Origin of the sequence: Burkholderia sp. Ac-20392 (assembly GCF_017104585.1) — a bacterium.
GTDB lineage: Bacteria > Pseudomonadota > Gammaproteobacteria > Burkholderiales > Burkholderiaceae > Burkholderia > Burkholderia lata.
The window spans coordinates 1-25,859 of sequence record NZ_JAAGPB010000073.1 but is presented as its reverse complement, the minus strand read 5'-3'; the positions used below and the strand labels follow the sequence as shown (position 1 = coordinate 25,859).

The following is a 25,859-nucleotide window of genomic DNA, read 5'->3' as shown; positions in this document are numbered from 1 at the left end:
ACGGCCGGCGCGGCACGCGGCCCGGCCGCGGACGGCACGCGCGCCACCGGGGCGCGCGGACGACATCAATCAGATCGGAGCGTTTTCAGGCGGGGCGCGAGGCTGCGCGAGACGGATGCCCTTGCGGGGAAATTCGGGAATGGCCGGCGCGGCCGCGCGGTAGGCGAACGTCCGCACGAAGCCCGGCAGCGCGGGCAGGCTCGACCCGAGCGCCACGTTCGCCGCGAAGCCGGGGCAGTACACGCAGTGCGGCACGCCGGCATGGTCGAACGACGACGTATCGTGATCGCCGCCCGCCTGCGCGAGCACGACCTGACGGGCGCCCGCTGCACTGCACAACTCGAGCGTGAGCTCGCCGGAGCCGCTCGATGCAAGACGCGCATAGCCGATGACGGGCGACAGTACGTTCAGTACCAGCGCCAGCCATACGAGGCCGATCCATCGCGTCGTTCGTTTCATTGCGGTCCAGAAAAAGTGCGCGCAAGTATAACAAGCGGCCCGATTGTTGCCGATTCCGCACGAGGCAATAGTCGGCATCGCAGCACGCGTCAGAGCGCATGTGCCGTTAATACAACAGAGACAAAATCTAACGATTCGCCACTGGCATAAATCCAAGCGCGAGGTTGATAATCATCGAACCTGCTGGAGAAATGACCATGGACGAAAGACCAACTCGCATGCCACCGCCGGAGCAAGTGATGAGCCCGGATCCGGAACCCGTCGGCGTGGAATTCCTCGCCGAATTGCCCGACCACGTGCGGGCATTCTTCGACGAGCAGCACAAGCTGTACTCGCCGAAGTGAACGCCTGTTCGGTTCTGTAACCGCCACGTGTCGATCATCGCTATCGTGCGGTTCATCACTGCGCATCGCGCGCAATTCGCCTCGCACCCGGGCCGCAACAGCCTGACGGTGCCGGATCAGCTCGCCTGCTGATTCTCCGGTCGCTGCGCTACGCCGCGCGACTGTCTTCGTCTATCCTTCTGGTTTTCCACCTCCGGCCCGCCCGGCTCTCCCGATCGTTCCGATGAAGCAAGCCATTCGTGCCAGCCTCGCTGTCGCCGCGCTCGGCGTCGCCCTCCTTTCGTCCCCGCGCATCGCCAATGCAGACGGCGACGACACCGCCCTCACCAACATCGTCGCGCTCGCGTCGCAGCGCCTCGCGCTCGCCGAACCGGTCGCTCGCTGGAAATGGGCGAATCACAAGGCAATCGAGGACCGGCCGCGCGAAGCGGAGCTGCTCGTATCGGTCGAGAAGCGCGCGGCACAGGTCGGCGTCGATCCCGCGTTCGCACGGACGTTCTTCGAGGATCAGATCACCGCGAGCAAGGATGTGCAGAACGCGCTGTTCGCGACCTGGCGCGCGACGCGGCCGCCAGAGGGCACGCCGCCCGATCTCGCGACCAGCACGCGCCCGGCGCTCGACCGGCTGACGCAGAAAATGCTCGCGGGGCTCGCGCAGGTTGCACCGCTGCGCGATGCGCCCGATTGCCAGGCGCGGCTCGCGCGCAGCATCGCCAACTGGAAGACGCTCACGCGCTACAACTCCACGCAAACGCAGGCACTCGACACCGCGCTGTCGCACGTCTGCTCGGCCGGCGGCGCAAGCGCGATCGGCTGACGACGGCGGGCGCGGGTCGCGCGACCGCGCCTGATTAACCCGCTTGCCCCTCAGGCGTGAGCGCGGCGAGCGGAATCAGTTGCAGGCCGCGCGCGAGGTGCGTCTGCAGCAGGCGGTGGGTGAAGGGTTCGAACGCACCGTCCGCCCCGTCGGCCGCGAGCCGTGCGGCCGCGTCGAGCGATTCCGCCGCGCCGAGATAGCGCCAGCCATCGATCACATGAAACAGGCGGCGCTCGCCGCTCGCCTCGAACGCGACGGCGCCTTCGAACGGCCAGGGCGCACCACCGGCACGGGCGTCCGCCACGGGGCGCCGGTTGTACGACGGCCGCAGCCGTGCGATCCATTGCGCTTCGGCGAGCATCGCCCCCAGCTCGTTGCCGGTCTCGCGCCATTCAACCCGCCTGACCTGCTGCGCAAGCCGCATTTCCTTCGACGAACGACGCTCGCCCGTCAGCAACGCACGCAACCGCTGCCGCACCCGCACGCTGCGACCGACATACAGCGGCGCGTCCTCCTCCCCGAACAGCGCGTACGCGCCGCACCCGGCCGGCGCGGTATCGAGCCAGGCTTCCGTCAGGTCACCGCCCAGACGGAAATGGCGCGTCGTGCGCGCAATCTGGTCGCGCAGCCGCTCGAGCGGCACGATGTCGTGCAACAGGCGCCAGAACTGCCACAGCAGGTCGGCATCCGCCAGCGCCCGGTGGCGCGCAGCCGGCACGAGGCCGTGCCGTTCGATCAACGCGTCGAGCCCGTGCCGCGATTCACGCGGGAACAGCGCTCGCGACAGCCGCACCGTACACAGCACATCGGGATTGAACGCGAAGCCGGCGCGCTCGAATTCGGCCCGCAGGAAGCCGCGGTCGAAGCTCGCGTTGTGCGCGACGAACAGCTTGCCGTCGAGCCGCTCGAACAACACCGGCGCCAGCGACGCAAACGACGGCGCGTCGCGCACCATCTCGTCCGAGATGCCCGTCAGTTGCTGGATGAATGGTGGAATCGGTTGCCACGGATTGACGAGCGTTGTCCACGTCGACACGCCGAGCGGGCCGATTTCGACCACGCCGATTTCGGTGATGCGGTGTTCGGCGGGCGAGCCGCCTGTGGTTTCAAGGTCGACGAAGACGAGCGGCTGTTCGCTGGCGGGATCGGACGGACGGGGGGAATCAGACATGAAAAGACTGGGAAACGGTGCTTCCGTGAGTATGCACCGGCATCCCCGTTCGCGGCCAGCCCGAACCGGGATGCTCCGTCCCCGGAAAACAAAAAGCCCCCGCCATGCGGGGGCCGGACGTGATCGGCAATGCGTGGCGCGTCAGACCGCCTGGATATTCGCTGCCTGCTTGCCTTTCGGCCCGACTTTCACGTCGAACGAAACACGCTGGTTTTCCTTCAGCGTCTTGAAGCCGTCCATCTTGATTTCGGAAAAGTGTGCAAACAAATCTTCACCACCATTGTCCGACGTAATAAAGCCGAAACCTTTAGCATCGTTAAACCATTTCACGATACCGGTATCCATGTCTTCGTTCCCCACTCGATTAGATCAAAAAAGCTATTTTTATAGCCGTTTCCCGAAATCCCGAAACATTGCGCCAGCACCAGCACCAGCACGCCGCCCGAGGACGGAGTGCTGACTTTATAAATTGGACAATCCGGGTGCGTCAAGGAAATTTTTGATGATCGTTTTATCAAAAAAGAGCTAATGCCATTGGAATCGGTACACCATCGCATTTGATTAATTGATTCGCATCAAAAACCTGTCAATATTACCGGGATCAGAGTTCCAATATTTTCACCCATGAAATTCCTACCGGGGACAAATCGGGTCGGTAAAATCCTCGGGTTTTTTCCGGGTTGCGGAAATCCGGGGACATTGCGATGCTCACTTAACGTCGGAAGGAAGGAGAAGGTCATGTGGCTGGACGGAATCAAGCGCTTCGCGAGCCGGCTCGGACGCGTACGCCGCAAGTCCCGCGCCCTGGCCGAGTCCGCGTCCTCGCGCGAAGCGCCGTGCGACACCGAATTCGATACGACCTGGCACGGCGATCACTGGCAGAACCTGCTCTCGTCGCCGCTCGATGCCCGTCACTACGTGATGGAAGACTGGACATATACGCCGCCGCCGAACGAAGACAAGGAGGCCGCGCCTGCGGCCAAGCGCAAGCGGCGCTCGTTCGCGCAATAGCGCGCGGACCGACGGGGCAAAAAAAAAGCGCGACTGGGAAGTCGCGCCGACAAAGGTTTGGAGATCTTTTCCGTCAACGAAAAAGTCTGCTTCGGAAAGCAGAGATCGCAGTATAGCGAGAGAACAACCTTTCATTAGCCATGCTCCACACAAACCTCTATTGCCGATGTGTCAATAATCGGATTACGACCATCCCCGCCTGCTGCTGACTGCCTGTCGCGATCGCGCAACGCCCGTTACGTAGTCCTGATCGCCATTTTTCTTCGCTGCACCGCCGCAAACCCTTGATGGGCAATCGTTTGCGCTGGATTGCCAATCTTTGCGGATTCCAAAATATATTATTGCTTAAAGCGCATCCTTCCCCCGCTCCACGCCCTCCGTACACTGCAGATGGCTTTTTGATAAGCGCACCGCCGCTCTGCCGGACCGGCCGCAACGTCAAGCAAAACATGCCAGTCCGCAGCAGGTTCGATCGACATCATCCTGTTTGGAGACAGATCCATGAAAAAAACCCTGATCGTCACCGCGCTGTCGGGTGTATTCGTTACGGCAGCTCACGCCCAAAGCAGCGTGACGCTCTATGGCCTGATCGACGCAGGCATCACCTACACGAACAATCAGGGCGGCCATAGCGCCTGGCAGGAAACGAGCGGGTCGGTCAACGGCAGCCGCTGGGGCTTGCGCGGCACCGAAGATCTCGGCGGCGGCCTGAAAGCGATCTTCACGCTGGAAAATGGTTTCGGCATCAATAACGGCGCGCTGAAGCAGAACGGCCGGGAATTCGGCCGGCAAGCGTTCGTCGGCCTCGCGCACGACAGCTACGGTTCGCTGACGCTCGGCCGGCAATATGACAGCGTCGTCGACTATCTCGGGCCGCTGTCGCTGACGGGTACCCAGTACGGCGGCACGCAGTTTGCCCACCCGTTCGACAACGACAACCTGAACAATTCGTTCCGGATCAACAACGCAGTCAAGTATCAGAGCGCGAACTACGGCGGCCTCAAGTTCGGTGCGTTGTACGGGTTCTCGAACTCGACGGCCTTCGCGAACAACCGCGCCTATAGCGGCGGCGTGTCGTACAGCTACCTGGGCTTCAACTTCGCCGCGGCCTACTTGCAGTTGAACAGCGACGTGAACGCACTCGCGCAGGCGGCGTCCGATCCGGGCGCGGTGACCGGCGACTGGACCTTCGCCTCGCGCGTGCAGCGCACCTGGGGCGCCGGCCTGAATTACGGGTTCGGCCCGGCGACGGTCGGCTTCGTGTTCACGCAGACGCGCCTGACCGGCATCCGCGCGATCAGCGCGGGACAGTCCGGCGTGTCCGGCGGCATCACGGGCCTCGGCGGAACCGCGCGCTTCAGCAACTACGAACTCAACGGACGCTACGCGCTGACGCCGGCACTGTCGCTCGCCGGCTCCTACACGTACACGCAGGGCCGCCTGGCCGGCGACAAGCCGACCTGGCACCAGTTCAACCTGCAAGCCGACTATGCGCTGTCGAAGCGCACCGACGTCTACCTGCAGGGCGAGTTCCAGAAGGTCAACAACGACGGCCTCGACCTCGGCGCCAACATCAACGGGCTGGGTGCCGCGTCATCGACCAACAAGCAGATCGCGGTCACGGCCGGCATGCGCCACCGCTTCTGAGCGACCGGCACATCGGCCGCACGCCGGATGACGAAGCGCCCCATCGGGGCGCTTTTTCCTTGCCGGGCTGCGTTGAGCGCCGCTCAGGCGTTGCCCGGCGGCGGATAACGGACGTCGAGCACGTCGATCGGCTGCGGGCCGGCCGGCGTCATCAGCATCACGGTATCGCCGATCTTCGCCTTGATCAGCGCACGCGCGACCGGCGAAATCCAGCTCACACAGCCGTGATCGAGATCGACCTCGTCGATCCCGACAATCGTGATCGTGTGATCCTCGCCGTCCGGCGTCTCGTAATCGACCGTTGCGCCGAAAAATACCTGGTCGACGTTCTCCTGCCGGCTCGCATCGACGACTTCGGCCAGATCGAGCCGCTTCGTCAGGAAGCGGATGCGGCGATCGATCTCGCGAAGCCGCCGCTTGCCGTAGATATAGTCGCCGTTCTCCGACCGGTCGCCGTTCGACGCAGCCCAGGACACGAGCCGCACGACCTCGGGACGCTCGACGTCGATCAGGTTCAGCAGTTCGTCCCTCAGCCGCTTGTGACCGGCCGGCGTGATGTAGTTCTTCGAGCCCGCCGGAATCGCTGGCTGGGCCTGGTCCAGATCGTCGTCGTCGCCGTCCGACTCTTTGACAAACGCCTTGTTCATGATGCAGATTCAACATGGATGACTGATGCTCCAAGGGTACACGAAGGGCGCCCCGGCAAGGCCGTGCAGAACAATTCGCGAATAAGGCTTCCCTTTTTATACAACCCTGCTATAATTTCGCTTCTGCGTGCGGCTGTAGCTCAGTTGGATAGAGTACTTGGCTACGAACCAAGGGGTCGTGGGTTCGAATCCTGCCAGCCGCGCCACTTTTTCGAGGGCCTTCTGAACCGAAGGCCCTTTCAGTTCAAAGCAGTAGAAGTTTTGTTTTGCGTGCGGCTGTAGCTCAGTTGGATAGAGTACTTGGCTACGAACCAAGGGGTCGTGGGTTCGAATCCTGCCAGCCGCGCCACTTTTTTGGGGGCCTTCCCATCGCAGAAGGTTCCGACAGTTAAGCAGTACCGTTTTGCGTGCGGCTGTAGCTCAGTTGGATAGAGTACTTGGCTACGAACCAAGGGGTCGTGGGTTCGAATCCTGCCAGCCGCGCCACCTTAAAAGGGCTTTCCTCCGGGAAAGCCCTTTTTCTTTTCTGCCTCCCCTTCCCTTGCTCACGGCACGGCAACGTCCGGTTGCGTGGCGCCGCTTTTCGGACGAACGTCGACCACGCCGCACGTTCGCCTCTCCGGCCGCACAAATGAAAACGGCGGCCATTGGCCGCCGTCGATCGATCGCCCACGCGGGCGAAACATCAATAATCCTGCCGCTCGCGCTCGATGCGCATGCCGCCGTCGTGGCGCGCATGCGCGCCGTCGTCGGTCGATCGCTCGCGCATGATCCGCATCACGTCCGGATTGGTGCGCACGCGTCGCATCACGTTCGCGAGATGCACGCGGTCGCTGACCTGAATCACGAAACGCAGCACCGTCGATTCGTGCGTCAGATCCTCGTCCATCGCGATATGCACGATGTTCGCGTCGGCCGACGTGATGTCCGCTGCCACACGCGCAAAGATGCCCTTCGTGTTCTTCACGAGCGCCTTCACGGCGACATCGAACAGGCGGCCCGGCTGCGGCGCCCATTCGACGTCGATCCAGCGGCCCGGATCGCGGCGATGAATACGCTGCGCCACGCGACAATCGGTCGTATGAATCGCCATCCCCAGGCCAATGCCGATGTAGCCCATGATCGCGTCGCCCGGAATCGGCCGGCAGCACGCGGACAACTGCACCGACATCCCTTCGGTGCCGGTAATCACGACCGGCGGCGCATGGTGCGCGGGATGCCGCTCGGACTTCGGCAGATCGTCGTCCGCATCGCGGCCGCTCATCAGCACCTCGATGCGCTTGGCCATCACCGCGGCCACGCGACGGCCGAGGCCGATGTCCGCGAAGATTTCCTGACGGCTCTTGTTGCCCGTCCACTGCACGAGCTTCTCCCACACTTCCGGCTCGACATCGGCCAGCGCGAGACCGTAGCCCTTCAGGCTCTGGTCGACCAGCCGCTCACCAAGCTGCACCGATTCGTTCAGGCGCATCGTCTTCAGGTAGTGGCGGATCGCCGAGCGCGCCTTGCCGGTACGCACGAAGCCGAGCCATGCAGGGTTCGGCTTCGAATACGGCGCGGTGATCACCTCGACGATGTCGCCGCTCTTCAGCTCGGTGCGCAGCGGCAGCAGCTCGTTGTTGATCTTCACGGCCACGCACTGGTTACCGAGATCGCTGTGGATCGAATACGCGAAATCGAGTGCCGTCGCGCCACGCGGCAGCGCCATGATCTTCGACTTCGGCGTGAACACGTAGACCGCGTCGGGGAACAGGTCGATCTTCACGTGCTCGAGGAATTCGCTCGAATCGCCGGCTTCGCTCTGGATGTCGAGCAGCGACTTCAGCCACTGGTGCGCGCGCTTCTGCACGTCGCTGAGATCCGCGCTGCCGTTCTTGTACAGCCAGTGCGCGGCGACCCCCGCCTCGGCGATCTCGTGCATCTTGCGCGTGCGCACCTGGAACTCGATCGGCGCGCCGAACGGGCCGACCAACGTGGTGTGCAGCGACTGATAGCCGTTGATCTTCGGGATCGCGATGTAGTCCTTGAACTTGCCGGGCACGGGCTTGTACAGCGCGTGCAGCGCGCCGATGCACGTGTAGCAGTCGAGCGGGCTGTCGACGACGACGCGAAAGCCGTACACGTCGAGCACCTGCGAGAACGACAGCTGCTTGTCGCGCATCTTGCGATACACGCTGTAGATGGTCTTTTCGCGGCCGGTGATCTCGGCGTCGATCTTCGCGTCGGCCATCGCGCGTTGCGCGGCCTCGAGGATCTTGCTGATCACTTCGCGGCGATTGCCGCGCGCGGCCTTCACGGCCTTCTCGAGCGTCGCGTAGCGATGCGGGTTGAAGTTCGCGAAGCTCATGTCCTGCAGCTCGCGATACGTATTGTTCAACCCGAGGCGGTGCGCGATCGGCGCGTAGATGTCGAGCGTTTCCCGCGCGACGCGGCGGCGCTTTTCCATCGGCACCGCGCCGAGCGTACGCATGTTGTGCAGGCGGTCGGCGAGCTTGACGAGAATGACGCGCACGTCGCGCGCCATCGCGAGCAGCATCTTGCGGAAGTTTTCCGCCTGCGCTTCCTCGCGGCTGCGGAACTCCATCTTGTCGAGCTTCGACAGGCCGTCGACCAGTTCGGCGACCTTCGGGCCGAACCGCTCGGCCAGCTCGCTCTTGGTCACGCCCTGGTCTTCCATCACGTCGTGCAGGAGCGCTGCCATGACGGCCTGCGCGTCGAGCTTCCAGCCGGCGCAGATTTCCGCGACGGCGACGGGATGGGTGATGTAGGGTTCGCCGCTCTGGCGATATTGACCGAGGTGGGCTTCGTCGCTGAAGTGGAACGCCGCCTTGATCTCTTTGATTTCTTCCGGAGGAAGATACTCGGCAAGCGCAGCCGTCAGTTTCGCGATCGAAACGACGCCGTGCTTGCGAGGCTGCTCCGGGGTGGCGGTCGGCCCGAACAGATGCCGGAAGGACTGTTCGAGGACCGCGTCGATGTACTGGCGCGCAGGCGACTGGGCCGTGGCTTCGGTGGTCGAATCCGCGGAGGCGGACGATGGGGTGGTGCTCATATTCGCCTCCAGGTCGAGTCGTTGCGCGCGTGGATTACATGGCTGGAACGGGCCGGATGCGCGTTACACCGGCACCTTCTTCAGCATCTCGACGCCGACCTGGCCGGCAGCGATTTCGCGCAGCGCGACGACGGTCGGCTTGTCGCGGCTTTCGATCTTCGGCGTATGGCCTTGCGCGAGCTGCCGCGCGCGATAGGTGGCGGCGAGCGCCAGTTCGAAGCGGTTCGGGATTTGCTTCAGGCAGTCTTCGACGGTAATGCGAGCCATGTTGGTAATTCCTTCTGAATATAGTCCTTATTCTACCTTATGTCCCTCGTCCCCCGCGTCATTCCGCGTGGGGCAGATGGATGCCGAGCTCGATGAACAGCTCCGTGTGTCGCGCGTACTGCGAAGCAAAGCGCAGGCGCGTGGCCGCGACGATGCATTCGAGCTCGGCAAGCGCACGCTCGAAATTCTCGTTGATCACCACGTATTCCGCTTCGGACGCGTGTGCGATCTCGCTACCGGCGGCCAGCAGGCGGCGCGTGATCACGTTCGGTTCGTCCTGGCCGCGCTTCTTCAGGCGCTCCTCGAGCGCATCGAGCGACGGCGGCAGGATGAAGATGCCGACCGCGTTGCGGAACTGCTTCTTCACCTGCAGCGCGCCCTGCCAGTCGATCTCGAGCAGCACGTCGTGGCCGTTCTTCATCTGCTCTTCGATCCAAACGCGCGACGTGCCGTAGTAGTTGCCGTGCACTTCCGCGCTCTCGAGGAATTCGTGCGCCGCGTGACGCGTGCGGAAATCCTCGACCGTCGTGAAGTGATAGTGCTGGCCGTCCTGCTCGCCCGGGCGCGGCTTGCGCGTCGTGTACGAGATCGACAGGCAGATGTCGCTGTCCTTCGACAGCAGCGCATTCACGAGCGTCGACTTGCCGGCGCCCGACGGCGCGACGACCATGAACAGGTTGCCGGGATAGACGCCGCCGTGCAGCGAATGCGACGCGTGCGCGTCGCGAGTAGATTCCGTCATGTTGCTTTACTCCAGGTTTTGCACTTGCTCGCGCATCTGCTCGATCAACAGCTTGAGCGCCATCGATGCGTCGGCGAGTTCCTTCGCCGCCGCCTTCGAGCCGAGCGTGTTTGCTTCTCGATTCAGTTCCTGCATCATGAAGTCGAGACGCTTGCCGACGCGGCCGCCCTTCTCGATCACGTGACGCGTTTCGTTCAGGTGCGCGGTGAGCCGCGACAGTTCTTCCGCGATGTCGATCCGGATCCCGTACATCGTCACTTCCTGACGAATGCGCTCCGCGGCTTCCTCGCGCGTGACGATCGTCGAGCTGCCTTCGGGCGCCGCGATGCCGAGCGCCTCCTGCAGCCGTTCGACGATCTTCTGCTGGTGCTTCGCGATCAGCTCCGGCACGAGCGGCGTGATGCGCGCGACGATCGCTTCCATCTCGGTGACGTTCGACAGCAGCATCGTCGCCAGCTGGGCGCCTTCGCGCGAACGCACGACGACGAGCTCACCGATCGCTTCCTTGCCGCACGCGAGCACCGCCTCGCGGATCGCGTCAGCCGACACGCCGCTCTCGGCGATCACGCCGGGCCAGCGCAGGATCTCGCCCGCGCGCAGGCGGCCGACGCCCGGGAACGAGTCGAGCACCGAGCGTTCGAGCTCGGCGAGCTGGCCGAGCGCGGACTGGTTCAGCGCGCCCGCGCCGATGCTCTGCTCGCCGCGCTGCAGGTTGATGCGGATGTCGACCTTGCCGCGCGACAGCTTGTTCATCAGCATTTCGCGCAGCGCGGGTTCGCACGCGCGCACGTCGTCCGGCATCCGGAAATTCAGGTCGAGGAAGCGCGAGTTCACGGTGCGCAGTTCGACCGACACGCTGGTGCCGCCGTTGCCGGTGGCCGTTGCGAGTTCGCGCGTCGCGCTCGCGTAGCCCGTCATGCTGTAGATCATGGTTCGTCTCGCCGTCTGGGTGCCCTCGCGGGCGGGGAAATGTCGAGGCGCCCGGCGCATCGGAAAGCGCGGGGCGGGAAGCGCGCATTATCCCATTTTTGCGGACCACCTCGCCGGGCACGCCGGCCGTTCGGCGCTAAAATCGGGGTTTCCTCTCGTTCCGCGATTCCCACATGACGTCCTCCGTTTCCCGCCCGAGCGGCCGCCGCGCCGACGCACTGCGCAAGGTCGCCCTTACGCGCCACTACACGAAACATGCCGAAGGCTCGGTACTGGTCGAATTCGGCGACACCAAGGTGCTCTGCACCGCGAGCGTCTCCGAACGCGTCCCCGACTTCCTGCGCGACCGCGGGCAAGGCTGGCTGACCGCCGAATACGGGATGCTGCCGCGCGCGACGCACACGCGCAGCGACCGCGAAGCCGCCCGCGGCAAGCAGACCGGCCGCACGCAGGAAATTCAGCGCCTGATCGGCCGCGCGCTGCGCGCGGTGTTCGACCTCGAGGCGCTCGGCCCGCGCACGATCCACATCGACTGCGACGTGATCCAGGCCGACGGCGGCACGCGCACGGCGAGCATCACCGGCGCATTCGTCGCCGCGCACGACGCCGTGTCGAAGCTGATCGCGGCCGGCAAGCTCACGCGCTCGCCGATCACCGACCACGTCGCCGCGATCTCGGTCGGCGTATACGAAGGCGCGCCGGTGCTCGACCTCGATTACGCAGAAGATTCTCAGTGCGACACCGACATGAACGTCGTGATGACGGGCGCCGGCGGCTTCGTCGAAGTCCAGGGCACGGCCGAAGGCGTGCCGTTCTCGCGCGCCGAGATGAACGCGCTGCTCGACCTCGCGCAAGGCGGGATCGCCGAGCTCGTGCAGCTCCAGAAAGACGTGCTGGGCGCCTGACATGCCGGACGACCACACCATCGCGCCGCTGTCGCGCATCGTTCTCGCATCGAACAACGCCGGCAAGCTGCGCGAATTCACCGCGCTGTTCTCGACGGTCGGCATCGAGATCGTCCCGCAGGGCGACCTCGCGGTGCCCGAGGCGGATGAGCCGTTCGGCACCTTCATCGAGAATGCGCTGACGAAGGCACGCCACGCGTCGCGGCTCACCGGGCTGCCGGCGATCGCCGACGATTCGGGGCTGTGCGTGCGCGTGCTGCGCGGCGCGCCGGGCGTCTATTCGGCGCGCTATGCGCAGCGCGCGGGCCGCGACAAGGGCGATGCGGCGAACAATGCGTATCTCGTCGAGCAACTGCACGGCGTCGACGACCGGCGCGCATACTATTGCTGCGTGCTCGCGCTCGTGCGCCACGCGGACGACCCCGAACCGCTGTTCGCCGAAGGGCGCTGGGCGGGCGAGATCGTCGACGCGCCGCGCGGCGAGCACGGATTCGGCTACGACCCGTATTTCTACCTGCCGTCGCTCGGCGCGACGGCCGCCGAACTCGAGCCGGCCGTGAAGAACACGCACAGCCATCGCGCGCTGGCGCTGAAGGCGCTGCTGGCGCGGCTCGCGGAGGAAGCATGAGCGTGCCCGATACCCGTTCGCCAACGGAGGTTGCATGAGCCAGGCCGCGGAAACCGGCGCGCGCGTCGTCGCGACCTTCACATCGCCCGGCCAGGTGCGGCTCACGTCGCTGCCGCCGCTCGCCCTGTACGTGCATTTCCCGTGGTGCGTGCGCAAGTGCCCGTACTGCGATTTCAATTCGCACGAGTGGAAGGGTGAGCGGTTTCCGGAAACCGAATATCTCGACGCGCTGCGCGCCGATCTCGAGCAGGCGCTGCCGCTCGTGTGGGGCCGGCAGGTGCATACGGTATTCATCGGCGGCGGCACGCCGAGCCTGCTGTCGGCGGCCGGCCTCGACCGGATGCTGTCCGACGTGCGTGCGCTGCTGCCGCTCGACGCCGATGCCGAGATCACGCTCGAGGCCAATCCGGGCACGTTCGAAGCCGCGAAGTTCGCGCAGTTCCGCGCGAGCGGCGTGAATCGCCTGTCGGTCGGCATCCAGAGCTTCAACGAGACGCACCTGAAGGCGCTGGGCCGGATTCACGACACCACTCAGGCACGCGCCGCTGTCGAGATCGCCGCGAAGAACTTCGACAACTTCAACCTCGACCTGATGTTCGCGCTGCCGAACCAGACGCTCGACGAATGCCGCACCGACATCGAGACCGCGCTGTCGTACGCGCCGCCGCATCTGTCGCTGTATCACCTGACGCTCGAGCCGAATACGCTGTTCGCGAAGTTCCCGCCGGTCGTGCCCGACGACGACGCGTCGGCCGACATGCAGGAATGGATTCACGCGCGCACGGCCGAGGCCGGTTACGGGCGCTACGAAGTCTCCGCGTATGCGAAGCCGAATCATCAGTGCAAGCACAACCTGAACTACTGGCGCTTCGGCGACTATCTCGGGATCGGTGCGGGTGCACACACGAAGCTGTCGTTCCCGAACCGGATCCTTCGGCAGGCACGCTACAAGCATCCGGCAACCTTCATCGAGCAGGCGATGGCCGGCACGGCCGTGCAGGAAGAACGTGAAGTCGGCGCGCGCGACCTGCCGTTCGAGTTCATGCTGAACACGCTGCGGCTCGTCGAGGGCTTCCCCGTGCACAGCTTCGCCGAACGCACGGGCCTGCCGATGAGCACGATCGAGCCGGCGCTGCAGGAAGCGGAACGACGCGGGCTGATCGCGCGCGATTTCGCGCAGATCGCGCCGACGCCGCTCGGCCAGCGTTTCCTCAACGACCTGCACGAATTGTTCCTGCGCGACGATTGAAGGAATGAACCTCGCGGCATTTCGGTTACAATGCCGCCTCGTGTGGAAGCGTGGCCGAGCGGTTTAAGGCACCGGTCTTGAAAACCGGCGACGGGAAACTGTCCGTGAGTTCGAATCTCACCGCTTCCGCCAGGAAGTTCGCCAAACCCCGTCCATTCACCGAATGACGGGGTTTTTTGTTGGCCCGCGCACACCCTTCCCCCACGTTCCGACGCGTCGCGCCGGATGCCGTTACAATCCGGCGCTCCGATTCGCGAAACGGGAAACCCACGTCATGAAGCCCTTCATCGTCTCGTCGCTCGCCGCGCTGCTGGTTGCCGTCAGCACGCAGGCGACAGCGGACACCGCCGCCGGCAGCGATGCACAAGCGTCGTGCGCGATCGCCTACGTGAGCGGCGTCGGCGGCTCGCCGCGCGGCCTGCGCGAATACCTTGCAAGCCCGTCGCCCTACAACTACCTGAAGGAAAACGACCTCCAGTGCAAGGTGGGTGACGACAGCCGCACGTCGAACTGTACCGGCGTGACCTATCTCCGGAACGAACAGGTCAGCGTGTACGACGACTCCGATCCGGCGACGCTGACCGTCGTGGCCCGCGTGGAGCTCGACCACGGGCAGAAATACCCGGTGATCATCGTCGTGCAGCGCAAGGACGCGCGCTGCAAGCAATGATGCGGCCTTGCGCGCGACGCCGTCCGTCGGGATGGAACGCGCGTCCGCGGCAGCGCACCACCGGTTCCCCGCAACGGCCGCTGTCGCGCCGCGCCGGAAGCCTCCCGGCCGGCCGCTCGATCACCTAGAATTCGATCAACACGGCGACACGACCGCCGCCGCGTACTCGATGCCGCGCGCGCCACCCCTGCGTGCGGTACACGGAGATCGCCATGACCGAACTGTCGACACCGGCGGAACACGTCGATTACGAAGGCTTCGAGGTCCATGTCGTGCCGGCCACCGTGCCCGGCAGCGACACGCGCTACACCTACACCGGCTACGTGTGCCATCCGGGCGCGAATCCCGCATTGCCCGGCCACGCGGTGCCATTCCACGCGGACGGCGAGGAAAGCTTCGCGAGCCTCGATGAAGCCGTCCATGAAGCCGTGCACATCGGCAAGAGCATCATCGACGGTACGCACCCCGACCTGTCGATCCTGTCGCTCGTCACACACGGCTTCTGAACCGGGCGGCACGCATCGCTGAAGAGTGCGCGGGCCGCCGCCGCGGTACTGCCCGCGGCAACCCGCTGCGCCCGGCCGGACCATCGCCACGTGCCCGCGTGCCACTCGTGTTCCACGCCTTTCTTTCAACCTTGCAACACGCACACACGCGCGCCGGGACGCACACGTACGGCGGCCGCGCGAGCGCGCTGTCACATGTCACGTCACATCGCGATGCACGAGCGCACGCCTGCTCGTCATCAGCGATCGCAACATCCGGCATCGCCCGTTATGCGTTTCTCCCGATATCGGCTCGCGTCCGTGCGCCTATCATTTTTTTATAGTCACTTCTGGCTAGCCTCCCATGCGCCCCCTTCCCCGTTTGCGCGTCGACCGGCTGCGTGCAGTTGCGCTGGCCGTCGTCGCCATGCTCGCGGCGTGCACGATCACGCCGCCTCCGTCGCTGCACTCGATCCTGACGATTCCGTCGATCACCCGTAGCGGCAGCCTCGACCAGTACCGCGTCGAAGTCGCGCAGCGCGTCGCCGAACGCAATCCGTCCGGCATGCTGCACGGCACACCGCAGGCCATGCTCCGCTCGCTCGTCGTCGTGGCCTTCACCGTCGATGGCAGCGGCCGGCTCGTCAACGCGTCCGTCTACCGCAGCAATGGCGACAGCGAAGCGGAAGCACTCGCGCTCGCGTCGCTGCGCCGCTCGGCGCCGTTGCCGCCGCCGCCGTCGCGACTGCTCGACGGCAACGGCCGGCTCGAATTGATGGAAGGCTGGCTCTTCAACGACGACGGCCACTTCCAGCTGCAAAGCACCGCGTCGGCGCAGGCGCAATCGATCGACTGAGCGATTGCCGCACCGCGATTGCCGGTGCGCGGCGGCGCTGGCTATAATTTTCCGCAATCGCGCGGCCATCACGCCGCGCGTGCGTTCGCGCGCCCCACCCGGCATGCGAGCCGACCACGCCGGCACCGGGCGGCGGCGACGTACCCGTCTCCATCGTCGACCGGCGGGTGACGTCCGCGCCACGGCGCGCGTCCACGCCGCCACCGCATCATCCGCTCGGCTGCCCCCGGCAGGCGTCCGCCTGCCCGACCGCACGCTCAGCCGACCGCCCCAACGACAAAACGGAGACATCCATGTCCGCATCCCCCCCGACCGTTGCACACGCAACCGGTTCGGCCGGCGCCGTCAGCCACCGGCGCATCGTGTTCGCCAGCTTCATCGGCACCGCGATCGAGTTCTACGATTTCTACGTGTACGCAACGGCCGCCGCGCTGGTGATCGGCCCCGTGTTCTTCCCGCACGGATCCGCGACCGCACAGGCGCTGTCCGCCTTCGTCACGTTCGGCATCGCCTTCATCGCACGCCCGATCGGCTCGTTCCTGTTCGGGCACTTCGGCGACCGCATCGGCCGCAAATCGACGCTCGTCGCATCGCTGCTCGTAATGGGCGTGTCCACCACCGCCATCGGCTTCGTGCCCGGCTACGACGCGATCGGCGCGCTCGCGCCGGTGCTGCTGTGCGTGCTGCGCTTCGGCCAGGGGATCGGCCTCGGCGGCGAATGGGGCGGCGCCGCGCTGCTCGCGACCGAGCACGCGCCGCAGGGCAAGCGCGGCTGGTTCGGCATGTTCCCGCAGCTCGGGCCGTCGGTCGGCTTCCTGATGTCGAACGGCCTGTTCTTTGCGCTCGCGCTGTCGCTGTCGGACGATCAGTTCCGCAGCTGGGGCTGGCGCATCCCGTTCCTGGTCAGTGCGGTGCTCGTCGCGCTCGGCCTGTACGTGCGGCTCAAGATCACCGAAACGCCCGCGTTCCAGGCCGCGCTCGATCGCAACGAGCGCGTGCGCGTGCCGGTCGCGACACTGATCACGCAACACTGGCGGCCGACGCTGCTCGGTGCGCTCGCCATGGTCGTCTGCTACACGCTGTTCTACATCTCGACGGTGTTCTCGCTGTCGTATGGCGTGTCGGCGCTGCATATTCCGCGCCAGAGTTTCCTCGGCCTGCTGTGTTTCGCGGTCGTGTTCATGGGACTCGCGACGCCGCTGTCCGCGTGGGCATCCGACCGCTTCGGCCGCAAGCCGGTGCTCGTCGTCGGTGCAATCGCCGCGCTGCTGTCGGGTTTCGCGATGGAACCGCTGCTCGGCAGCGGCTCGATGCCGCTCGTCGCGCTGTTCCTGACGATCGAGCTGTTCCTGATGGGCGTGACGTTCGCACCGATGGGCGCGCTGCTGCCGGAACTGTTCCCGACCAACGTCCGCTATACGGGCGCGGGCGTCGCGTACAACCTCGGCGGGATCCTCGGCGCGTCGATCGCGCCGTATATCGCGCAACTGCTGGCCGCACGCGGCGGGCTGTCGTGGGTCGGCGGTTATGTATCGGTTGCGGCAGCAATCAGCCTGATTGGTGTGCTGCTGATGCGCGAAACGCGCGACGCATCGCTCGTCTGAGACTCCGGGGCGACCCGGGTTGTGCGGTGGCCGGCGCTGCCTATACTCGATCCTGGGTGCGCCGCCGCGCGCCCCCGGGATCCCGCCCCGAAGGAGCCGCCGCCATGAACATCCGCCTCGGCAATGCCGATCTCGTCCTGATCCTCGCGCTTGCGCTGGGTGGCGCGATCCTGCTCGCACTGCGCTTCCGGCCGAAGACCTGGCGCGGCCTCGTGTTCGAGGCGCTGCTGGCGAACCTGGCGGCCATCGCCGCCGTCGTCACGGTCGAGGCGCTGCTCGCCTGAACCGGCACGCCTCGCTTCGTCAGGCAGTCAGCCGCGCGCGCAGCGCGCCGTAGGCCGGGCCGACCGCATCGATCGCGTCCAGCGCCTCGTCGACGGTCGGCATCGTGCCCGGCTCGCCGATCGACAGGGCATTCGGCGCGCCGCCGATCCCGCAATGGTGCCGCGACGTCGCGACGAAAATCATCACGGTCGGCCGCTGCAGCGCGTGCGCCATGTGCACGAACCCCGTATCGACCCCCACCACGAGCGCAGCCCGGCCGAGCGCCGCGCCGAGCTCGCGCACCGTCATCGCGGGCAACACGACCGAACCCGGCGCGCGTGCGGCAATATCTTGTGCATCGTCATGCTCGGCAGCCGATCCCCACGGCAACAGCACGCGTACGCCACGCGCCATCATCTGCGTGGCGAGCGCGGCCCAGTGGTCAGCCGGCCACTTCTTGTCGGGGTTCGACGTCGCATGAAACAGCAGCATGAACGGTGCGCCGTCGGTCACGGCCGCCGGCAGGTTCACGTCCCGTGGCGGAACGATGCCGTACGTGGCGATGCCCTCGGGCGCGTAGCCGAGCGCCTCGCCGGCGCTCACGCGCATCCCGTGCCACGCGTCGCAGTCCGGCCGCGGGCCGAAACGATGCGAATACGCAAAGCGTGCGCCTGCTTCGCCGAGATCCTGCGTCTGGTAACCGACGCGGCGCGCAGCGCGCGCCAGCGCCGAAATGATCGCGCTCTTGTAGACGCCGTGCAGGTCGATCACCGCATCGTAGCGGTGCGCCCGCAGCGCGCCGATCGACGCCGTGATCGCCTTCAGGTCGCCGCGATTGCGCATCTTCTTGAAGCGGCGCAGCGGTGCGCAAAGGACATGGCTGACGCCCGGATGCCAGCGCACGACCTCCGCGCACGATTCATCCACCGCCCAGTCGACCGTTACGCCGGGAAAGGCGCGGTGCAGATCCGCGACGACGGGTAGCGTCTGGACGACGTCGCCGAGCGACGTCACTTTCACGATGAGGATTCGTTTCACGATGTATGGGGATAGACCGGCCAATTTGGCATGCTAACGATGGTTACATGCGCCAACATTACGTGAAAATTACTTTTGCAACAAAATGCATCACCTTTCGGGAACATTCTCGCGCCCCGCCCGCATCCGGTTCTTTTTATAATTCGATCTTTGCCTACCGGCCCGCGTCGATGCAACGCCCCGCCCTTCCCGCCCTGTTTCCCGCCCTCACCCGTCGTTCGTTGAGGATCTGGCGCCAGTACGGCGTTTTCTGGCTCGGTGCGATCGTCGTCGGCCTCACGGCCGTACTTTACGCGCGACTGATCGACTGGGGCTACGAAACCTTCCGCACGATGCGCGATCACGCCGCGTGGCTGCCGCTGCTGATCACGCCGACCATCGCCGCGGTGTCGGTATGGATCACGCGCCGCTTCTTCCGTGGCGCCGAGGGCAGCGGTATCCCGCAGGTGATCGCGACGCTGCATGCGCGCCCGAGCGCGTTCGGCTCCCGGCTGCTGACGCTGCGCATCCTGTTCGGCAAGGTGCTGGTCTCGTTCCTCGGCATCCTGGGCGGCTTCACGATCGGCCGCGAAGGGCCGACCGTGCAGGTCGGCGCGGCACTGATGTTCAACCTGCGACGCTTCTACCCGCGCTCGAACGCGCAGATCGAACGCCAGCTGGTGCTCGCCGGCGCAGCGGCCGGGCTGTCGGCCGCATTCAATACGCCACTCGCCGGAATCGTGTTCGCGATCGAGGAACTGACGCGCAGCTTCTCCGCGCGCGCCAGCGGCGTGCTGATCACCGCGATCATCCTCGCCGGCGTCGTCGCGCTCGGGCTGAACGGCAACTACACGTATTTCGGCACGATCGATGCCGGCCCCCATTTCCCGAAACTGCTGGCGCTCGCCGTGCTGGTCACCGCGATCGTCACGGGGATCGCGGGCGGCCTGTTCTGCTGGCTGCTGCTCAACACGGGACGCTGGCTGCCCGCGCGGCTGCTGGGTCTGTATCGCGAGCGGCCGATCAGTTTCGCCGCGCTGTGCGGCTTCACGATCGCCGTCGTCGGGCTCGTATCGGGCGGCACGACCTTCGGCAGCGGCTACGCCGAGGCGCGCGGCCTGCTCGACGGCAGCCAGCATCTGTCGGTGTTCTATCCGTTCCTGAAGATGATATCGATGGTCGCGTCGTACCTGCCGGGCATCCCGGGCGGGATCTTCGCGCCGTCGCTGTCGATCGGCGCCGGGTTCGGCAACCTGCTGCACATCGTGTTCAGCAACATGAGCCTGCCGATGCTGATCGCGCTCGCGATGGTCGGCTACATGGCGGCCGTCACGCAATCGCCGATCACGTCGTTCGTGATCGTGATGGAGATGATCAACGGTCACGCGCTCGTGATTTCGCTGATGGCAACCGCGTTGGTGTCGAGCCGCGTATCGCGCTTTTTCGCGCCGCCGCTCTACGAAACGCTCGCCCAGCGCTATCTCGCGCCGCCCGTCGCGGCCGCCGAACAGGCTGCGGCAAGCGCGACGAGCGCGACAGTGGCAACCGGCGTCACCGAGCCGCAGGATGCGGCTGCGGCGCCCGCCGATCCGCTCGACACGCTGCGGGACGAAGGCGGCGAAGTATCGTCCGCCGCCGCGCCGGCCGAAGGCGCAGCGCATGCACCTGCACCTGCGCCGGCGCCGCACGACGACGAGCCGGCCGCGGCCGGGACGAACGGCCCGGCGCAGCCCGGCCCGCGCGACGCTCAGTAGATCACGACGGGGGCCGGCCGGTAGTACACGGGCCGGGCCGGCACGACGATGCATCCGGCCAGCGTGATCGCGACGAGCGCGATGGCGATTGCGGTTCTTTTCATCGTCCGCCTCCATCACGCCCAGTGGCCACGGGTCCAGAACCAGTTCGGACCGCGCTGGTCCCAATGGCCCGGCACCCATTGCATGCCGACGCGCTCGGCTTCCCAGTGGCCGCCGATCCACACGTAGCGGCCATGCTCCCAGTGCCAGTGGCCGCGATCCCACACGTAGCCCACGCGCGAGGCCGGCACGACCTCGTAGCGCACCGGCGGCGGCGCATTCGGCGCGACGACGACGATTTCCTCGGTGCGCACGGCAACCGGCTCGGCGACGACCACGCGGCCCTGCGGCACGATCACGGGGGTGCCGACGAGAATCTCGTCCGCATGCGCGGCAAGCGGCGCGACGACGGCTGACAGGCTCGCGGCAATCAAGGCGAGCGAAACGATACGACGTTGAACAGTAGAGACAGCCATCACAACCTCCTGGTTGAACAAGTTACGCGAGCGTATTCGTTCAATGCGGGAGGAGCGGTAACGGCCGACAGACACCGTGTTACGGCGTGCCCGAAAGTGCAACAGGGCGTAAGACGCGCACGGCGGCGAGTGCCGCCGTGCGGAGGGATACCTGCAACGGTCAGGCTTGCGGGATCTCGATCTTCACTTCGAGGACTTCGAGATCGTCCTGGCGCTCGAGGCTCACGCGGATGTCATCGTTCGAAATATGGACGTACTTCGAGATGACCGCGACCAGCTCCTTCTGCAGCGCCGGCAGGTAATCGGCCGGCGGCCGGCCGCCGACGCGCTCGTGCGCGATGATGAGCTGCAGGCGCTCCTTCGCGACCGATGCGGACTTCTTCTTCTCGCCGAGGAGAAACGAAAGGATGGACATGGACGGCCTCCGTTACTTGCTGCCGAAGAGGCGCTGCAGCAGGCCCGGCTTCTGGTAATCGGTAAAGCGCAGCGGCTTGTCTTCGCCGAGGAAACGCGCGACGACGTCCTTGTACGCTTCCGCAACGTCGGTGCCGTCGATATGCACGGCCGGCAGACCCTGGTTCGATGCATGCAGCACGGCTTCCGACTCGGGCACCACGCCGATCAGCTTGATGCGCAGGATCTCGCTGATGTCCTCGAGCGACAGCATCTCGCCTTCGCTGACGCGCTTCGGGCTGTAGCGGGTGATCAGCAGGTGTTCCTTGATCGGATCCTTGCCTTCGGTCGCGCGCTTGGTCTTCGACGACAGGATGCCGAGAATGCGGTCCGAGTCGCGCACCGACGACACTTCCGGGTTCGTGACGATCAGCGCTTCATCCGCGAAGTACATCGCGTGCAGCGCACCTGCCTCGATACCGGCCGGCGAATCGCAGACGATGTATTCGAAATCCATCGCGACCAGGTCGTTCAGCACCTTCTCGACGCCGTCACGCGTGAGCGCATCCTTGTCGCGCGTCTGCGACGCCGGCAGGATGAACAGGTTCTCGCACTTCTTGTCCTTGATCAGCGCCTGGTTCAGGTTCGCTTCGCCCTGGATCACGTTCACGAGGTCGTACACCACGCGGCGTTCGCAGCCCATGATGAGATCGAGGTTGCGCAGGCCGACGTCGAAGTCGATGACGGCCGTCTTGTGGCCGCGCAGCGCGATACCGGACGCAAAGCTCGCGCTCGTCGTCGTCTTGCCCACGCCGCCCTTGCCCGAGGTCACCACGATGATTTTTGCCATTTACCCAATACCCTGTGTTCGTCAATGAGAGCCGATCGCTCCGGAGCGCACCGCGTGGATTACGTCAGGCGCAGCGGTTCGATCATCAGTTTTTCCTCTTCGAGCCGGATCTGCACCGATTTGCCCAGTACTTCAGGAGGCAACGGGTTCTCGGTTGTTCGATAGATACCCGCGATCGAAATCAGTTCCGGCTCGAGACACGTGCAGAAAATGCGCGCGTCGTGATTGCCGTGCACGCCCGCGAGTGCGCGGCCGCGCAACGGCGCGTAGATGTGGATATTGCCTTCCGCGATGATCTCCGCGCCGTGACTGACCGGCGCGAGCACCACGAGGTCTCCTTTCGCGTAAATCTGCTGCCCCGAACGCAACGGCCGGTCGATCACGAGCGTCTGGCCGCCCGCGTGCAACAACGTCGGTGCGGGCTCCTGCGCCGGTTCGGCTGCCGGAGCGGCGGCAGCCTCGACGACGGGCGCCGGCGCCGGTTCCGCTTCGTCAGCGTGCTTCGCGGCCGGCGTGCGGCGATCGCGCGCCTCGAGCAACGGCAGGCCGGCTTCCCCCGCCCAGCCCTGCGTTGCCAGCGCGACGACGCCCACCGGGCGCATCCGCACGTCGTTCAGCATCTGGCGGATGTCCGCCAGCGCGACGCGTTCGCCGTCTGCCAGGCGGCGGACGTCGATCGCGACGACATCGTCGGCGAAAAACTCGGGAGTCGCTTCGAAGCGCTTGACCAGTTCGGTACGCAACGCATCGAGATCGGTCGTCTTCACGGTGAACAGCAACGTATCGACCGATCCGCTGCGCAGCTCGAAGAATGGCGATTTTTTAAGCGACATGGACACTCTGCAAAAATTTTTTGCGTATTTTACAGGCGTCCACGCGCGCGGCCATTATTTTTGGGGAACCGGGGGGCGGCGGCCCGGGCGGGCGCGCAACCGGCAGGCGGGCAGGCAAGCGGGCGACCGGATCTTCATCGCGCCGCGCGGCCCGCGTTCTGATGTCACGTCAGTGCTTCGTCTGCGACACGAACAGCGATTTCATCGCACCGGGCATCCGCGCGATCGGCGCGTGTTCGCCGGTGTTGCCGAAACCCGCCCGCTCGTAGAAGCGGATCGCGTTGCGGTTCGCATCGGCAATCCAGGCGTAGACGTCCTGGGCGCCGCGCTCGGCGAGCCATGCGGTGGCCGTCTCCAGCAGCAGCACGCCGCCGCGCAGATGACGCACCGCGTGCGCCACCCACAGCTCGCTGACGAACGCGCGCCGATCGGGCGTATTGTCGAAATACGCGCCGATCATGCCGGCCGGATGGCCTTCGGTATACAGCAGGAAAGTCGTCGACTCGTCGGACACGGCGCGCTGCGCGGCAATCGCCGACGCTGCGTCCGTTTCGACGTTGTTCAGCAATTCGGCCTCCGGCGCTTCGCCGGGCGCGTAGGGCTCGCGCAGCGATGCGGCGCGGAGTTCGCGATACACGCTGCCCTGATCGGCAACGATACGACGAACGGTCAAGGTCGAACTCATGCAGGCACAGCCCCCTTCGGACAGCAAGCTATTAGCTTCAACCGAAAGCGGGGCATGAGTCAAATCGTTATTTTCAAATGGCGGCGCGAATCGAAAGGCAGCATGCACCGCCGGCAGCCGTGCGGCCAGCTGGTGTGCAGGTGCAGCATTGCGATGTCGATGCTTGCAACCGAAAGACGGTTGCGGCGGCTTGGTTCGACGCATGGCGCCAGTCGCCTTGCGACATGCGGCAGTTGCCCGTCGGGCCCGGCGGATTTCAGCGCGGAAGCAGTAATGATCCGTAAGATTAGCAACCCCGAAAGCATGTATCACGGGTGCTGGCGCCCGCCGTATATTGCATCGCAACATTTGTTGCGGACCGGCGGCACCGACACCCGCACACGTCACGGCGCGCCATCCATCTGACAATTCAACCGCCCGAGTGGATCGATCCGGCGATCCCGGCATGTTTCAATCAGCTTGCGCGGGCCCTTCCCTGCCTGCGCCACACGCGCCCCTCCGTTTGGAGCCGCGCGCCTAGTGCAGGAGTTTGGCAAGCGTGCGCATGGGTCGTATAACAGGCAGAACCGGGTGACGATCCGGCACAACCGCGCGCGCGTCGCGGACCAACGAGAATTCGAACAACCGTACAGGCGGCCGCCCTCGGGCCGGCCGGCAGGAGGGAGACAATGGCAATGACCGACGGATCGGCTTCGAGCTGGTCGGATGGCAAGCGTTACCTGTGGTTGCTCGGCGCGCTGACGATCACGCTGCCGATCCTCGCCGCCCAGCTCGCGCTGTCGACGGGCCTGCACGTGTTCTGGTGGTTCGGCCCGCTGTTCGCGTTCGGCGTGATCCCGATCCTCGACACGCTGATCGGCGACGATCGCGACAACCCGCCCGAGGACGTCGTGCCGCACCTCGAACGGGAGCGCTACTACCGGCTGATCGTCTATCTCGCGACCCTCGTCGAATACGTCGCGTTCTTCGCGTGCGTGTGGATCGTCGGCACACATGCGCTGGCCTGGTACGACTACATCGGCTTCGCGCTGTCACTCGGCGCCGCGACGGGCATCTCGATCAATACCGCGCACGAACTCGGGCACAAGACCAACCGCTTCGAGCGCTGGCTCGCGAAGATCACGCTCGCGCCGGTCGCATACGGTCACTTCTACGTCGAGCACAACCGCGGACACCACGTGCGCGTCGCGACGGCCGAGGATCCGGCGAGCGCGCGCTATGGCGAATCGTTCTGGGCGTTCCTGCCGCGTACCGTGACCGGCAGCATCCGCTCGGCGTGGCGGCTGGAGAAGGCCCGCCTCGAACGGCTCGGGCACTCGCCGTGGACCTGGCGCAACGAGGTGCTGCACGCGTGGGCGATGACCGTCGTCGTGTGGGGCATCGCGATCGCGATGGCCGGCAAGGTCGTGATTCCGTTCCTCGTGATCCAGGCCGTCTACGGCGCGTCGCTGCTCGAAGTCGTGAACTACGTCGAGCATTACGGGCTCGGCCGCCGCAAGCTGCCGAACGGCCGCTACGAACGCTGCACGCCGCAGCACTCGTGGAACAGCAATCACGTCGTCACCAACCTGTTCCTGTACCAGTTGCAGCGGCACGCCGACCATCACGCGAATCCGACGCGCTCGTACCAGGCGCTGCGCCACTTCGACGATGCGCCGCAACTGCCGGCCGGCTACGCGACGATGATCCTGTTCGCGTACGTGCCGCCGCTCTGGTATCGCGTGATGAATCCGCGCGTGGTCGCGCACTACGGCGGCAACATGGCGCAATCGAACATCAAGCCGTCGATCCGCGCCCGGGTGCTCGCGCAATATCCGGCCGCAGCGTGATCGCGGGGGACGGCCGGGGGAGACTGGCGCCGACGCACCGCTGAAAGCGGGCGCCGCGCCGGCCCCCGGTTCCGTCGCCATCCGGCGCGACGGCGCAACCGTCACTCCATTTCCGGCAGCCTGAACACGGCCACCGCATGCCGCAGCGCGCTCGCCTGCTCGGCCAGCGCCTGTGTCGCGGCCGAGGCCTGCTCGACGAGCGCCGCGTTGCGCTGCGTCGCTTCGTCCATCA

28 protein-coding genes, 4 tRNA genes and 1 pseudogene are annotated in these 25,859 nt (G+C 65.6%); 18 read left to right on the top strand and 15 right to left on the bottom strand.

Going from position 1 to position 25,859, the window contains the following annotated elements; genetic code table 11:
* Positions 1 to 69: 69 nt before the first annotated feature.
* The gene (locus tag G3N99_RS11955; RefSeq protein WP_175046494.1) at positions 70 to 459 is read right to left on the bottom strand and encodes a DUF2946 domain-containing protein; all 390 of its coding nucleotides are present in this window, start codon (positions 457 to 459) and stop codon (positions 70 to 72) included.
* A gap of 239 nt (positions 460 to 698) precedes the next feature.
* On the opposite strand from G3N99_RS11955, the gene G3N99_RS11950 reads away from it, so the two are divergent.
* Together G3N99_RS11950 and G3N99_RS11945 are read left to right on the top strand one after the other, a co-directional pair.
* Positions 699 to 803, top strand: a complete 105-nt coding sequence (locus G3N99_RS11950) for a chorismate mutase (protein ID WP_162269111.1) — start codon at positions 699 to 701, stop codon at positions 801 to 803.
* 223 nt (positions 804 to 1,026) lie between these two features.
* Complete coding sequence (locus G3N99_RS11945) at positions 1,027 to 1,620, top strand: chorismate mutase (RefSeq protein ID WP_206122477.1); 594 nt, start codon at positions 1,027 to 1,029, stop codon at positions 1,618 to 1,620.
* A gap of 34 nt (positions 1,621 to 1,654) precedes the next feature.
* Here the strand turns inward: G3N99_RS11945 and G3N99_RS11940 are convergent, their stop codons facing one another.
* A complete protein-coding gene (locus G3N99_RS11940) occupies positions 1,655 to 2,791 on the bottom strand; it encodes an exonuclease domain-containing protein (RefSeq protein ID WP_206122476.1) in 1,137 nt (378 codons plus the stop codon).
* Between the two features lie 141 nt (positions 2,792 to 2,932).
* Positions 2,933 to 3,136, bottom strand: a complete 204-nt coding sequence (locus tag G3N99_RS11935) for a cold-shock protein (RefSeq protein WP_011351289.1) — start codon at positions 3,134 to 3,136, stop codon at positions 2,933 to 2,935.
* A 393-nt stretch (positions 3,137 to 3,529) separates the two neighbouring features.
* Here G3N99_RS11935 and G3N99_RS11930 point away from each other — a divergent pair, with 393 nt between their 5' ends.
* Positions 3,530 to 3,802 (top strand): hypothetical protein, encoded by a 273-nt coding sequence (locus G3N99_RS11930; protein ID WP_174944577.1) that lies wholly within the window; start codon positions 3,530 to 3,532, stop codon positions 3,800 to 3,802.
* Between the two features lie 501 nt (positions 3,803 to 4,303).
* On the top strand, positions 4,304 to 5,449 hold the full coding sequence (locus G3N99_RS11925) for a porin (RefSeq protein ID WP_174948168.1): 1,146 nt from the start codon (positions 4,304 to 4,306) through the stop codon (positions 5,447 to 5,449).
* An 83-nt stretch (positions 5,450 to 5,532) separates the two neighbouring features.
* Here the strand turns inward: G3N99_RS11925 and greB are convergent, their stop codons facing one another.
* Positions 5,533 to 6,096: a transcription elongation factor GreB gene (gene greB / locus G3N99_RS11920; RefSeq protein WP_174989993.1), complete on the bottom strand. Its 564-nt coding sequence runs from the start codon at positions 6,094 to 6,096 to the stop codon at positions 5,533 to 5,535.
* A 129-nt stretch (positions 6,097 to 6,225) separates the two neighbouring features.
* Here greB and G3N99_RS11915 point away from each other — a divergent pair.
* The 3 genes from G3N99_RS11915 to G3N99_RS11905 all read left to right on the top strand — a co-directional run bounded on the left by G3N99_RS11915 (position 6,226) and on the right by G3N99_RS11905 (position 6,582).
* Positions 6,226 to 6,302: transfer RNA gene (locus tag G3N99_RS11915), tRNA-Arg, on the top strand.
* A gap of 66 nt (positions 6,303 to 6,368) precedes the next feature.
* Positions 6,369 to 6,445 (top strand) — tRNA-Arg (locus G3N99_RS11910).
* A 60-nt stretch (positions 6,446 to 6,505) separates the two neighbouring features.
* A tRNA-Arg gene (locus tag G3N99_RS11905) sits at positions 6,506 to 6,582 on the top strand.
* Between the two features lie 199 nt (positions 6,583 to 6,781).
* Here the strand turns inward: G3N99_RS11905 and G3N99_RS11900 are convergent.
* The 4 genes from G3N99_RS11900 to G3N99_RS11885 all read right to left on the bottom strand — a co-directional run bounded on the left by G3N99_RS11900 (position 6,782) and on the right by G3N99_RS11885 (position 11,087).
* On the bottom strand, positions 6,782 to 9,148 hold the full coding sequence (locus G3N99_RS11900; protein WP_174941382.1) for a bifunctional (p)ppGpp synthetase/guanosine-3',5'-bis(diphosphate) 3'-pyrophosphohydrolase: 2,367 nt from the start codon (positions 9,146 to 9,148) through the stop codon (positions 6,782 to 6,784).
* 63 nt (positions 9,149 to 9,211) lie between these two features.
* The gene (gene rpoZ / locus G3N99_RS11895) at positions 9,212 to 9,415 is read right to left on the bottom strand and encodes a DNA-directed RNA polymerase subunit omega (RefSeq protein ID WP_006025620.1); all 204 of its coding nucleotides are present in this window, start codon (positions 9,413 to 9,415) and stop codon (positions 9,212 to 9,214) included.
* Positions 9,416 to 9,473: 58 nt separating this feature from the next.
* Positions 9,474 to 10,157, bottom strand: a complete 684-nt coding sequence (gene gmk / locus G3N99_RS11890; RefSeq protein ID WP_174941384.1) for a guanylate kinase — start codon at positions 10,155 to 10,157, stop codon at positions 9,474 to 9,476.
* Between the two features lie 6 nt (positions 10,158 to 10,163).
* The gene (locus G3N99_RS11885) at positions 10,164 to 11,087 is read right to left on the bottom strand and encodes a YicC/YloC family endoribonuclease (protein ID WP_011351283.1); all 924 of its coding nucleotides are present in this window, start codon (positions 11,085 to 11,087) and stop codon (positions 10,164 to 10,166) included.
* A gap of 173 nt (positions 11,088 to 11,260) precedes the next feature.
* Here G3N99_RS11885 and rph point away from each other — a divergent pair, with 173 nt between their 5' ends.
* The 9 genes from rph to G3N99_RS11840 all read left to right on the top strand — a co-directional run bounded on the left by rph (position 11,261) and on the right by G3N99_RS11840 (position 17,768).
* Complete coding sequence (rph, locus tag G3N99_RS11880) at positions 11,261 to 11,992, top strand: ribonuclease PH (RefSeq protein ID WP_174941386.1); 732 nt, start codon at positions 11,261 to 11,263, stop codon at positions 11,990 to 11,992.
* 1 nt (position 11,993) lies between these two features.
* Positions 11,994 to 12,620, top strand: coding sequence for an RdgB/HAM1 family non-canonical purine NTP pyrophosphatase (gene rdgB / locus G3N99_RS11875; RefSeq protein WP_206122475.1), 627 nt, complete (start codon positions 11,994 to 11,996; stop codon positions 12,618 to 12,620).
* Between the two features lie 34 nt (positions 12,621 to 12,654).
* On the top strand, positions 12,655 to 13,869 hold the full coding sequence (hemW, locus tag G3N99_RS11870) for a radical SAM family heme chaperone HemW (RefSeq protein ID WP_174944801.1): 1,215 nt from the start codon (positions 12,655 to 12,657) through the stop codon (positions 13,867 to 13,869).
* A gap of 44 nt (positions 13,870 to 13,913) precedes the next feature.
* Positions 13,914 to 14,001: transfer RNA gene (locus tag G3N99_RS11865), tRNA-Ser, on the top strand.
* A gap of 142 nt (positions 14,002 to 14,143) precedes the next feature.
* Positions 14,144 to 14,539, top strand: coding sequence for a hypothetical protein (locus G3N99_RS11860; RefSeq protein ID WP_174941392.1), 396 nt, complete (start codon positions 14,144 to 14,146; stop codon positions 14,537 to 14,539).
* A gap of 212 nt (positions 14,540 to 14,751) precedes the next feature.
* Positions 14,752 to 15,045, top strand: coding sequence for a hypothetical protein (locus tag G3N99_RS11855; RefSeq protein WP_011351274.1), 294 nt, complete (start codon positions 14,752 to 14,754; stop codon positions 15,043 to 15,045).
* Between the two features lie 343 nt (positions 15,046 to 15,388).
* A complete protein-coding gene (locus G3N99_RS11850) occupies positions 15,389 to 15,880 on the top strand; it encodes an energy transducer TonB (RefSeq protein WP_174989684.1) in 492 nt (163 codons plus the stop codon).
* A gap of 293 nt (positions 15,881 to 16,173) precedes the next feature.
* On the top strand, positions 16,174 to 17,484 hold the full coding sequence (locus tag G3N99_RS11845; protein ID WP_011351271.1) for an MFS transporter: 1,311 nt from the start codon (positions 16,174 to 16,176) through the stop codon (positions 17,482 to 17,484).
* A 104-nt stretch (positions 17,485 to 17,588) separates the two neighbouring features.
* On the top strand, positions 17,589 to 17,768 hold the full coding sequence (locus tag G3N99_RS11840; RefSeq protein ID WP_011351270.1) for a hypothetical protein: 180 nt from the start codon (positions 17,589 to 17,591) through the stop codon (positions 17,766 to 17,768).
* Positions 17,769 to 17,787: 19 nt separating this feature from the next.
* Here G3N99_RS11840 and waaC read toward each other — a convergent pair whose 3' ends face one another.
* Positions 17,788 to 18,786, bottom strand: a complete 999-nt coding sequence (gene waaC, locus G3N99_RS11835; protein WP_174941398.1) for a lipopolysaccharide heptosyltransferase I — start codon at positions 18,784 to 18,786, stop codon at positions 17,788 to 17,790.
* A 170-nt stretch (positions 18,787 to 18,956) separates the two neighbouring features.
* On the opposite strand from waaC, the gene G3N99_RS11830 reads away from it, so the two are divergent.
* Positions 18,957 to 20,519, top strand: a complete 1,563-nt coding sequence (locus G3N99_RS11830) for a chloride channel protein (RefSeq protein ID WP_206122474.1) — start codon at positions 18,957 to 18,959, stop codon at positions 20,517 to 20,519.
* A gap of 116 nt (positions 20,520 to 20,635) precedes the next feature.
* Here G3N99_RS11830 and G3N99_RS11825 read toward each other — a convergent pair whose 3' ends face one another.
* The 5 genes from G3N99_RS11825 to G3N99_RS11805 all read right to left on the bottom strand — a co-directional run bounded on the left by G3N99_RS11825 (position 20,636) and on the right by G3N99_RS11805 (position 23,927).
* Complete coding sequence (locus G3N99_RS11825; protein ID WP_174944738.1) at positions 20,636 to 21,037, bottom strand: YXWGXW repeat-containing protein; 402 nt, start codon at positions 21,035 to 21,037, stop codon at positions 20,636 to 20,638.
* A 160-nt stretch (positions 21,038 to 21,197) separates the two neighbouring features.
* Entirely contained in the window at positions 21,198 to 21,452 is a 255-nt protein-coding gene (gene minE / locus G3N99_RS11820) for a cell division topological specificity factor MinE (protein ID WP_006486661.1), read from the bottom strand.
* Between the two features lie 12 nt (positions 21,453 to 21,464).
* On the bottom strand, positions 21,465 to 22,280 hold the full coding sequence (gene minD, locus G3N99_RS11815) for a septum site-determining protein MinD (RefSeq protein ID WP_034182973.1): 816 nt from the start codon (positions 22,278 to 22,280) through the stop codon (positions 21,465 to 21,467).
* Positions 22,281 to 22,339: 59 nt separating this feature from the next.
* Positions 22,340 to 23,113 (bottom strand): septum site-determining protein MinC, encoded by a 774-nt coding sequence (gene minC / locus G3N99_RS11810; RefSeq protein WP_174989682.1) that lies wholly within the window; start codon positions 23,111 to 23,113, stop codon positions 22,340 to 22,342.
* A gap of 169 nt (positions 23,114 to 23,282) precedes the next feature.
* The gene (locus G3N99_RS11805; protein ID WP_241011597.1) at positions 23,283 to 23,927 is read right to left on the bottom strand and encodes a GNAT family N-acetyltransferase; all 645 of its coding nucleotides are present in this window, start codon (positions 23,925 to 23,927) and stop codon (positions 23,283 to 23,285) included.
* Positions 23,928 to 24,466: 539 nt separating this feature from the next.
* Here G3N99_RS11805 and G3N99_RS11800 point away from each other — a divergent pair.
* Complete coding sequence (locus tag G3N99_RS11800) at positions 24,467 to 25,627, top strand: alkane 1-monooxygenase (RefSeq protein ID WP_174941406.1); 1,161 nt, start codon at positions 24,467 to 24,469, stop codon at positions 25,625 to 25,627.
* A gap of 101 nt (positions 25,628 to 25,728) precedes the next feature.
* Here G3N99_RS11800 and G3N99_RS41845 read toward each other — a convergent pair.
* Positions 25,729 to 25,859: pseudogene (locus G3N99_RS41845) on the bottom strand (methyl-accepting chemotaxis sensory transducer); the annotation flags it as partial.

What these genes read in the sequence shown, in the direction of transcription:
- G3N99_RS11955 (WP_175046494.1), bottom strand. Translation starts at nt 459, where the DNA reads ATGAAACGAACGACGCGATGGATCGGCCTCGTATGGCTGGCGCTGGTA.
- G3N99_RS11950 (WP_162269111.1), top strand. Translation starts at nt 699, where the DNA reads ATGAGCCCGGATCCGGAACCCGTCGGCGTGGAATTCCTCGCCGAATTG.
- G3N99_RS11945 (WP_206122477.1), top strand. Translation starts at nt 1,027, where the DNA reads ATGAAGCAAGCCATTCGTGCCAGCCTCGCTGTCGCCGCGCTCGGCGTC.
- G3N99_RS11940 (WP_206122476.1), bottom strand. Translation starts at nt 2,791, where the DNA reads ATGTCTGATTCCCCCCGTCCGTCCGATCCCGCCAGCGAACAGCCGCTC.
- G3N99_RS11935 (WP_011351289.1), bottom strand. Translation starts at nt 3,136, where the DNA reads ATGGATACCGGTATCGTGAAATGGTTTAACGATGCTAAAGGTTTCGGC.
- G3N99_RS11930 (WP_174944577.1), top strand. Translation starts at nt 3,530, where the DNA reads ATGTGGCTGGACGGAATCAAGCGCTTCGCGAGCCGGCTCGGACGCGTA.
- G3N99_RS11925 (WP_174948168.1), top strand. Translation starts at nt 4,304, where the DNA reads ATGAAAAAAACCCTGATCGTCACCGCGCTGTCGGGTGTATTCGTTACG.
- greB (WP_174989993.1), bottom strand. Translation starts at nt 6,096, where the DNA reads ATGAACAAGGCGTTTGTCAAAGAGTCGGACGGCGACGACGACGATCTG.
- G3N99_RS11900 (WP_174941382.1), bottom strand. Translation starts at nt 9,148, where the DNA reads ATGAGCACCACCCCATCGTCCGCCTCCGCGGATTCGACCACCGAAGCC.
- rpoZ (WP_006025620.1), bottom strand. Translation starts at nt 9,415, where the DNA reads ATGGCTCGCATTACCGTCGAAGACTGCCTGAAGCAAATCCCGAACCGC.
- gmk (WP_174941384.1), bottom strand. Translation starts at nt 10,157, where the DNA reads ATGACGGAATCTACTCGCGACGCGCACGCGTCGCATTCGCTGCACGGC.
- G3N99_RS11885 (WP_011351283.1), bottom strand. Translation starts at nt 11,087, where the DNA reads ATGATCTACAGCATGACGGGCTACGCGAGCGCGACGCGCGAACTCGCA.
- rph (WP_174941386.1), top strand. Translation starts at nt 11,261, where the DNA reads ATGACGTCCTCCGTTTCCCGCCCGAGCGGCCGCCGCGCCGACGCACTG.
- rdgB (WP_206122475.1), top strand. Translation starts at nt 11,994, where the DNA reads ATGCCGGACGACCACACCATCGCGCCGCTGTCGCGCATCGTTCTCGCA.
- hemW (WP_174944801.1), top strand. Translation starts at nt 12,655, where the DNA reads ATGAGCCAGGCCGCGGAAACCGGCGCGCGCGTCGTCGCGACCTTCACA.
- G3N99_RS11860 (WP_174941392.1), top strand. Translation starts at nt 14,144, where the DNA reads ATGAAGCCCTTCATCGTCTCGTCGCTCGCCGCGCTGCTGGTTGCCGTC.
- G3N99_RS11855 (WP_011351274.1), top strand. Translation starts at nt 14,752, where the DNA reads ATGACCGAACTGTCGACACCGGCGGAACACGTCGATTACGAAGGCTTC.
- G3N99_RS11850 (WP_174989684.1), top strand. Translation starts at nt 15,389, where the DNA reads ATGCGCCCCCTTCCCCGTTTGCGCGTCGACCGGCTGCGTGCAGTTGCG.
- G3N99_RS11845 (WP_011351271.1), top strand. Translation starts at nt 16,174, where the DNA reads ATGTCCGCATCCCCCCCGACCGTTGCACACGCAACCGGTTCGGCCGGC.
- G3N99_RS11840 (WP_011351270.1), top strand. Translation starts at nt 17,589, where the DNA reads ATGAACATCCGCCTCGGCAATGCCGATCTCGTCCTGATCCTCGCGCTT.
- G3N99_RS11830 (WP_206122474.1), top strand. Translation starts at nt 18,957, where the DNA reads ATGCAACGCCCCGCCCTTCCCGCCCTGTTTCCCGCCCTCACCCGTCGT.
- G3N99_RS11825 (WP_174944738.1), bottom strand. Translation starts at nt 21,037, where the DNA reads ATGGCTGTCTCTACTGTTCAACGTCGTATCGTTTCGCTCGCCTTGATT.
- minE (WP_006486661.1), bottom strand. Translation starts at nt 21,452, where the DNA reads ATGTCCATCCTTTCGTTTCTCCTCGGCGAGAAGAAGAAGTCCGCATCG.
- minD (WP_034182973.1), bottom strand. Translation starts at nt 22,280, where the DNA reads ATGGCAAAAATCATCGTGGTGACCTCGGGCAAGGGCGGCGTGGGCAAG.
- minC (WP_174989682.1), bottom strand. Translation starts at nt 23,113, where the DNA reads ATGTCGCTTAAAAAATCGCCATTCTTCGAGCTGCGCAGCGGATCGGTC.
- G3N99_RS11800 (WP_174941406.1), top strand. Translation starts at nt 24,467, where the DNA reads ATGGCAATGACCGACGGATCGGCTTCGAGCTGGTCGGATGGCAAGCGT.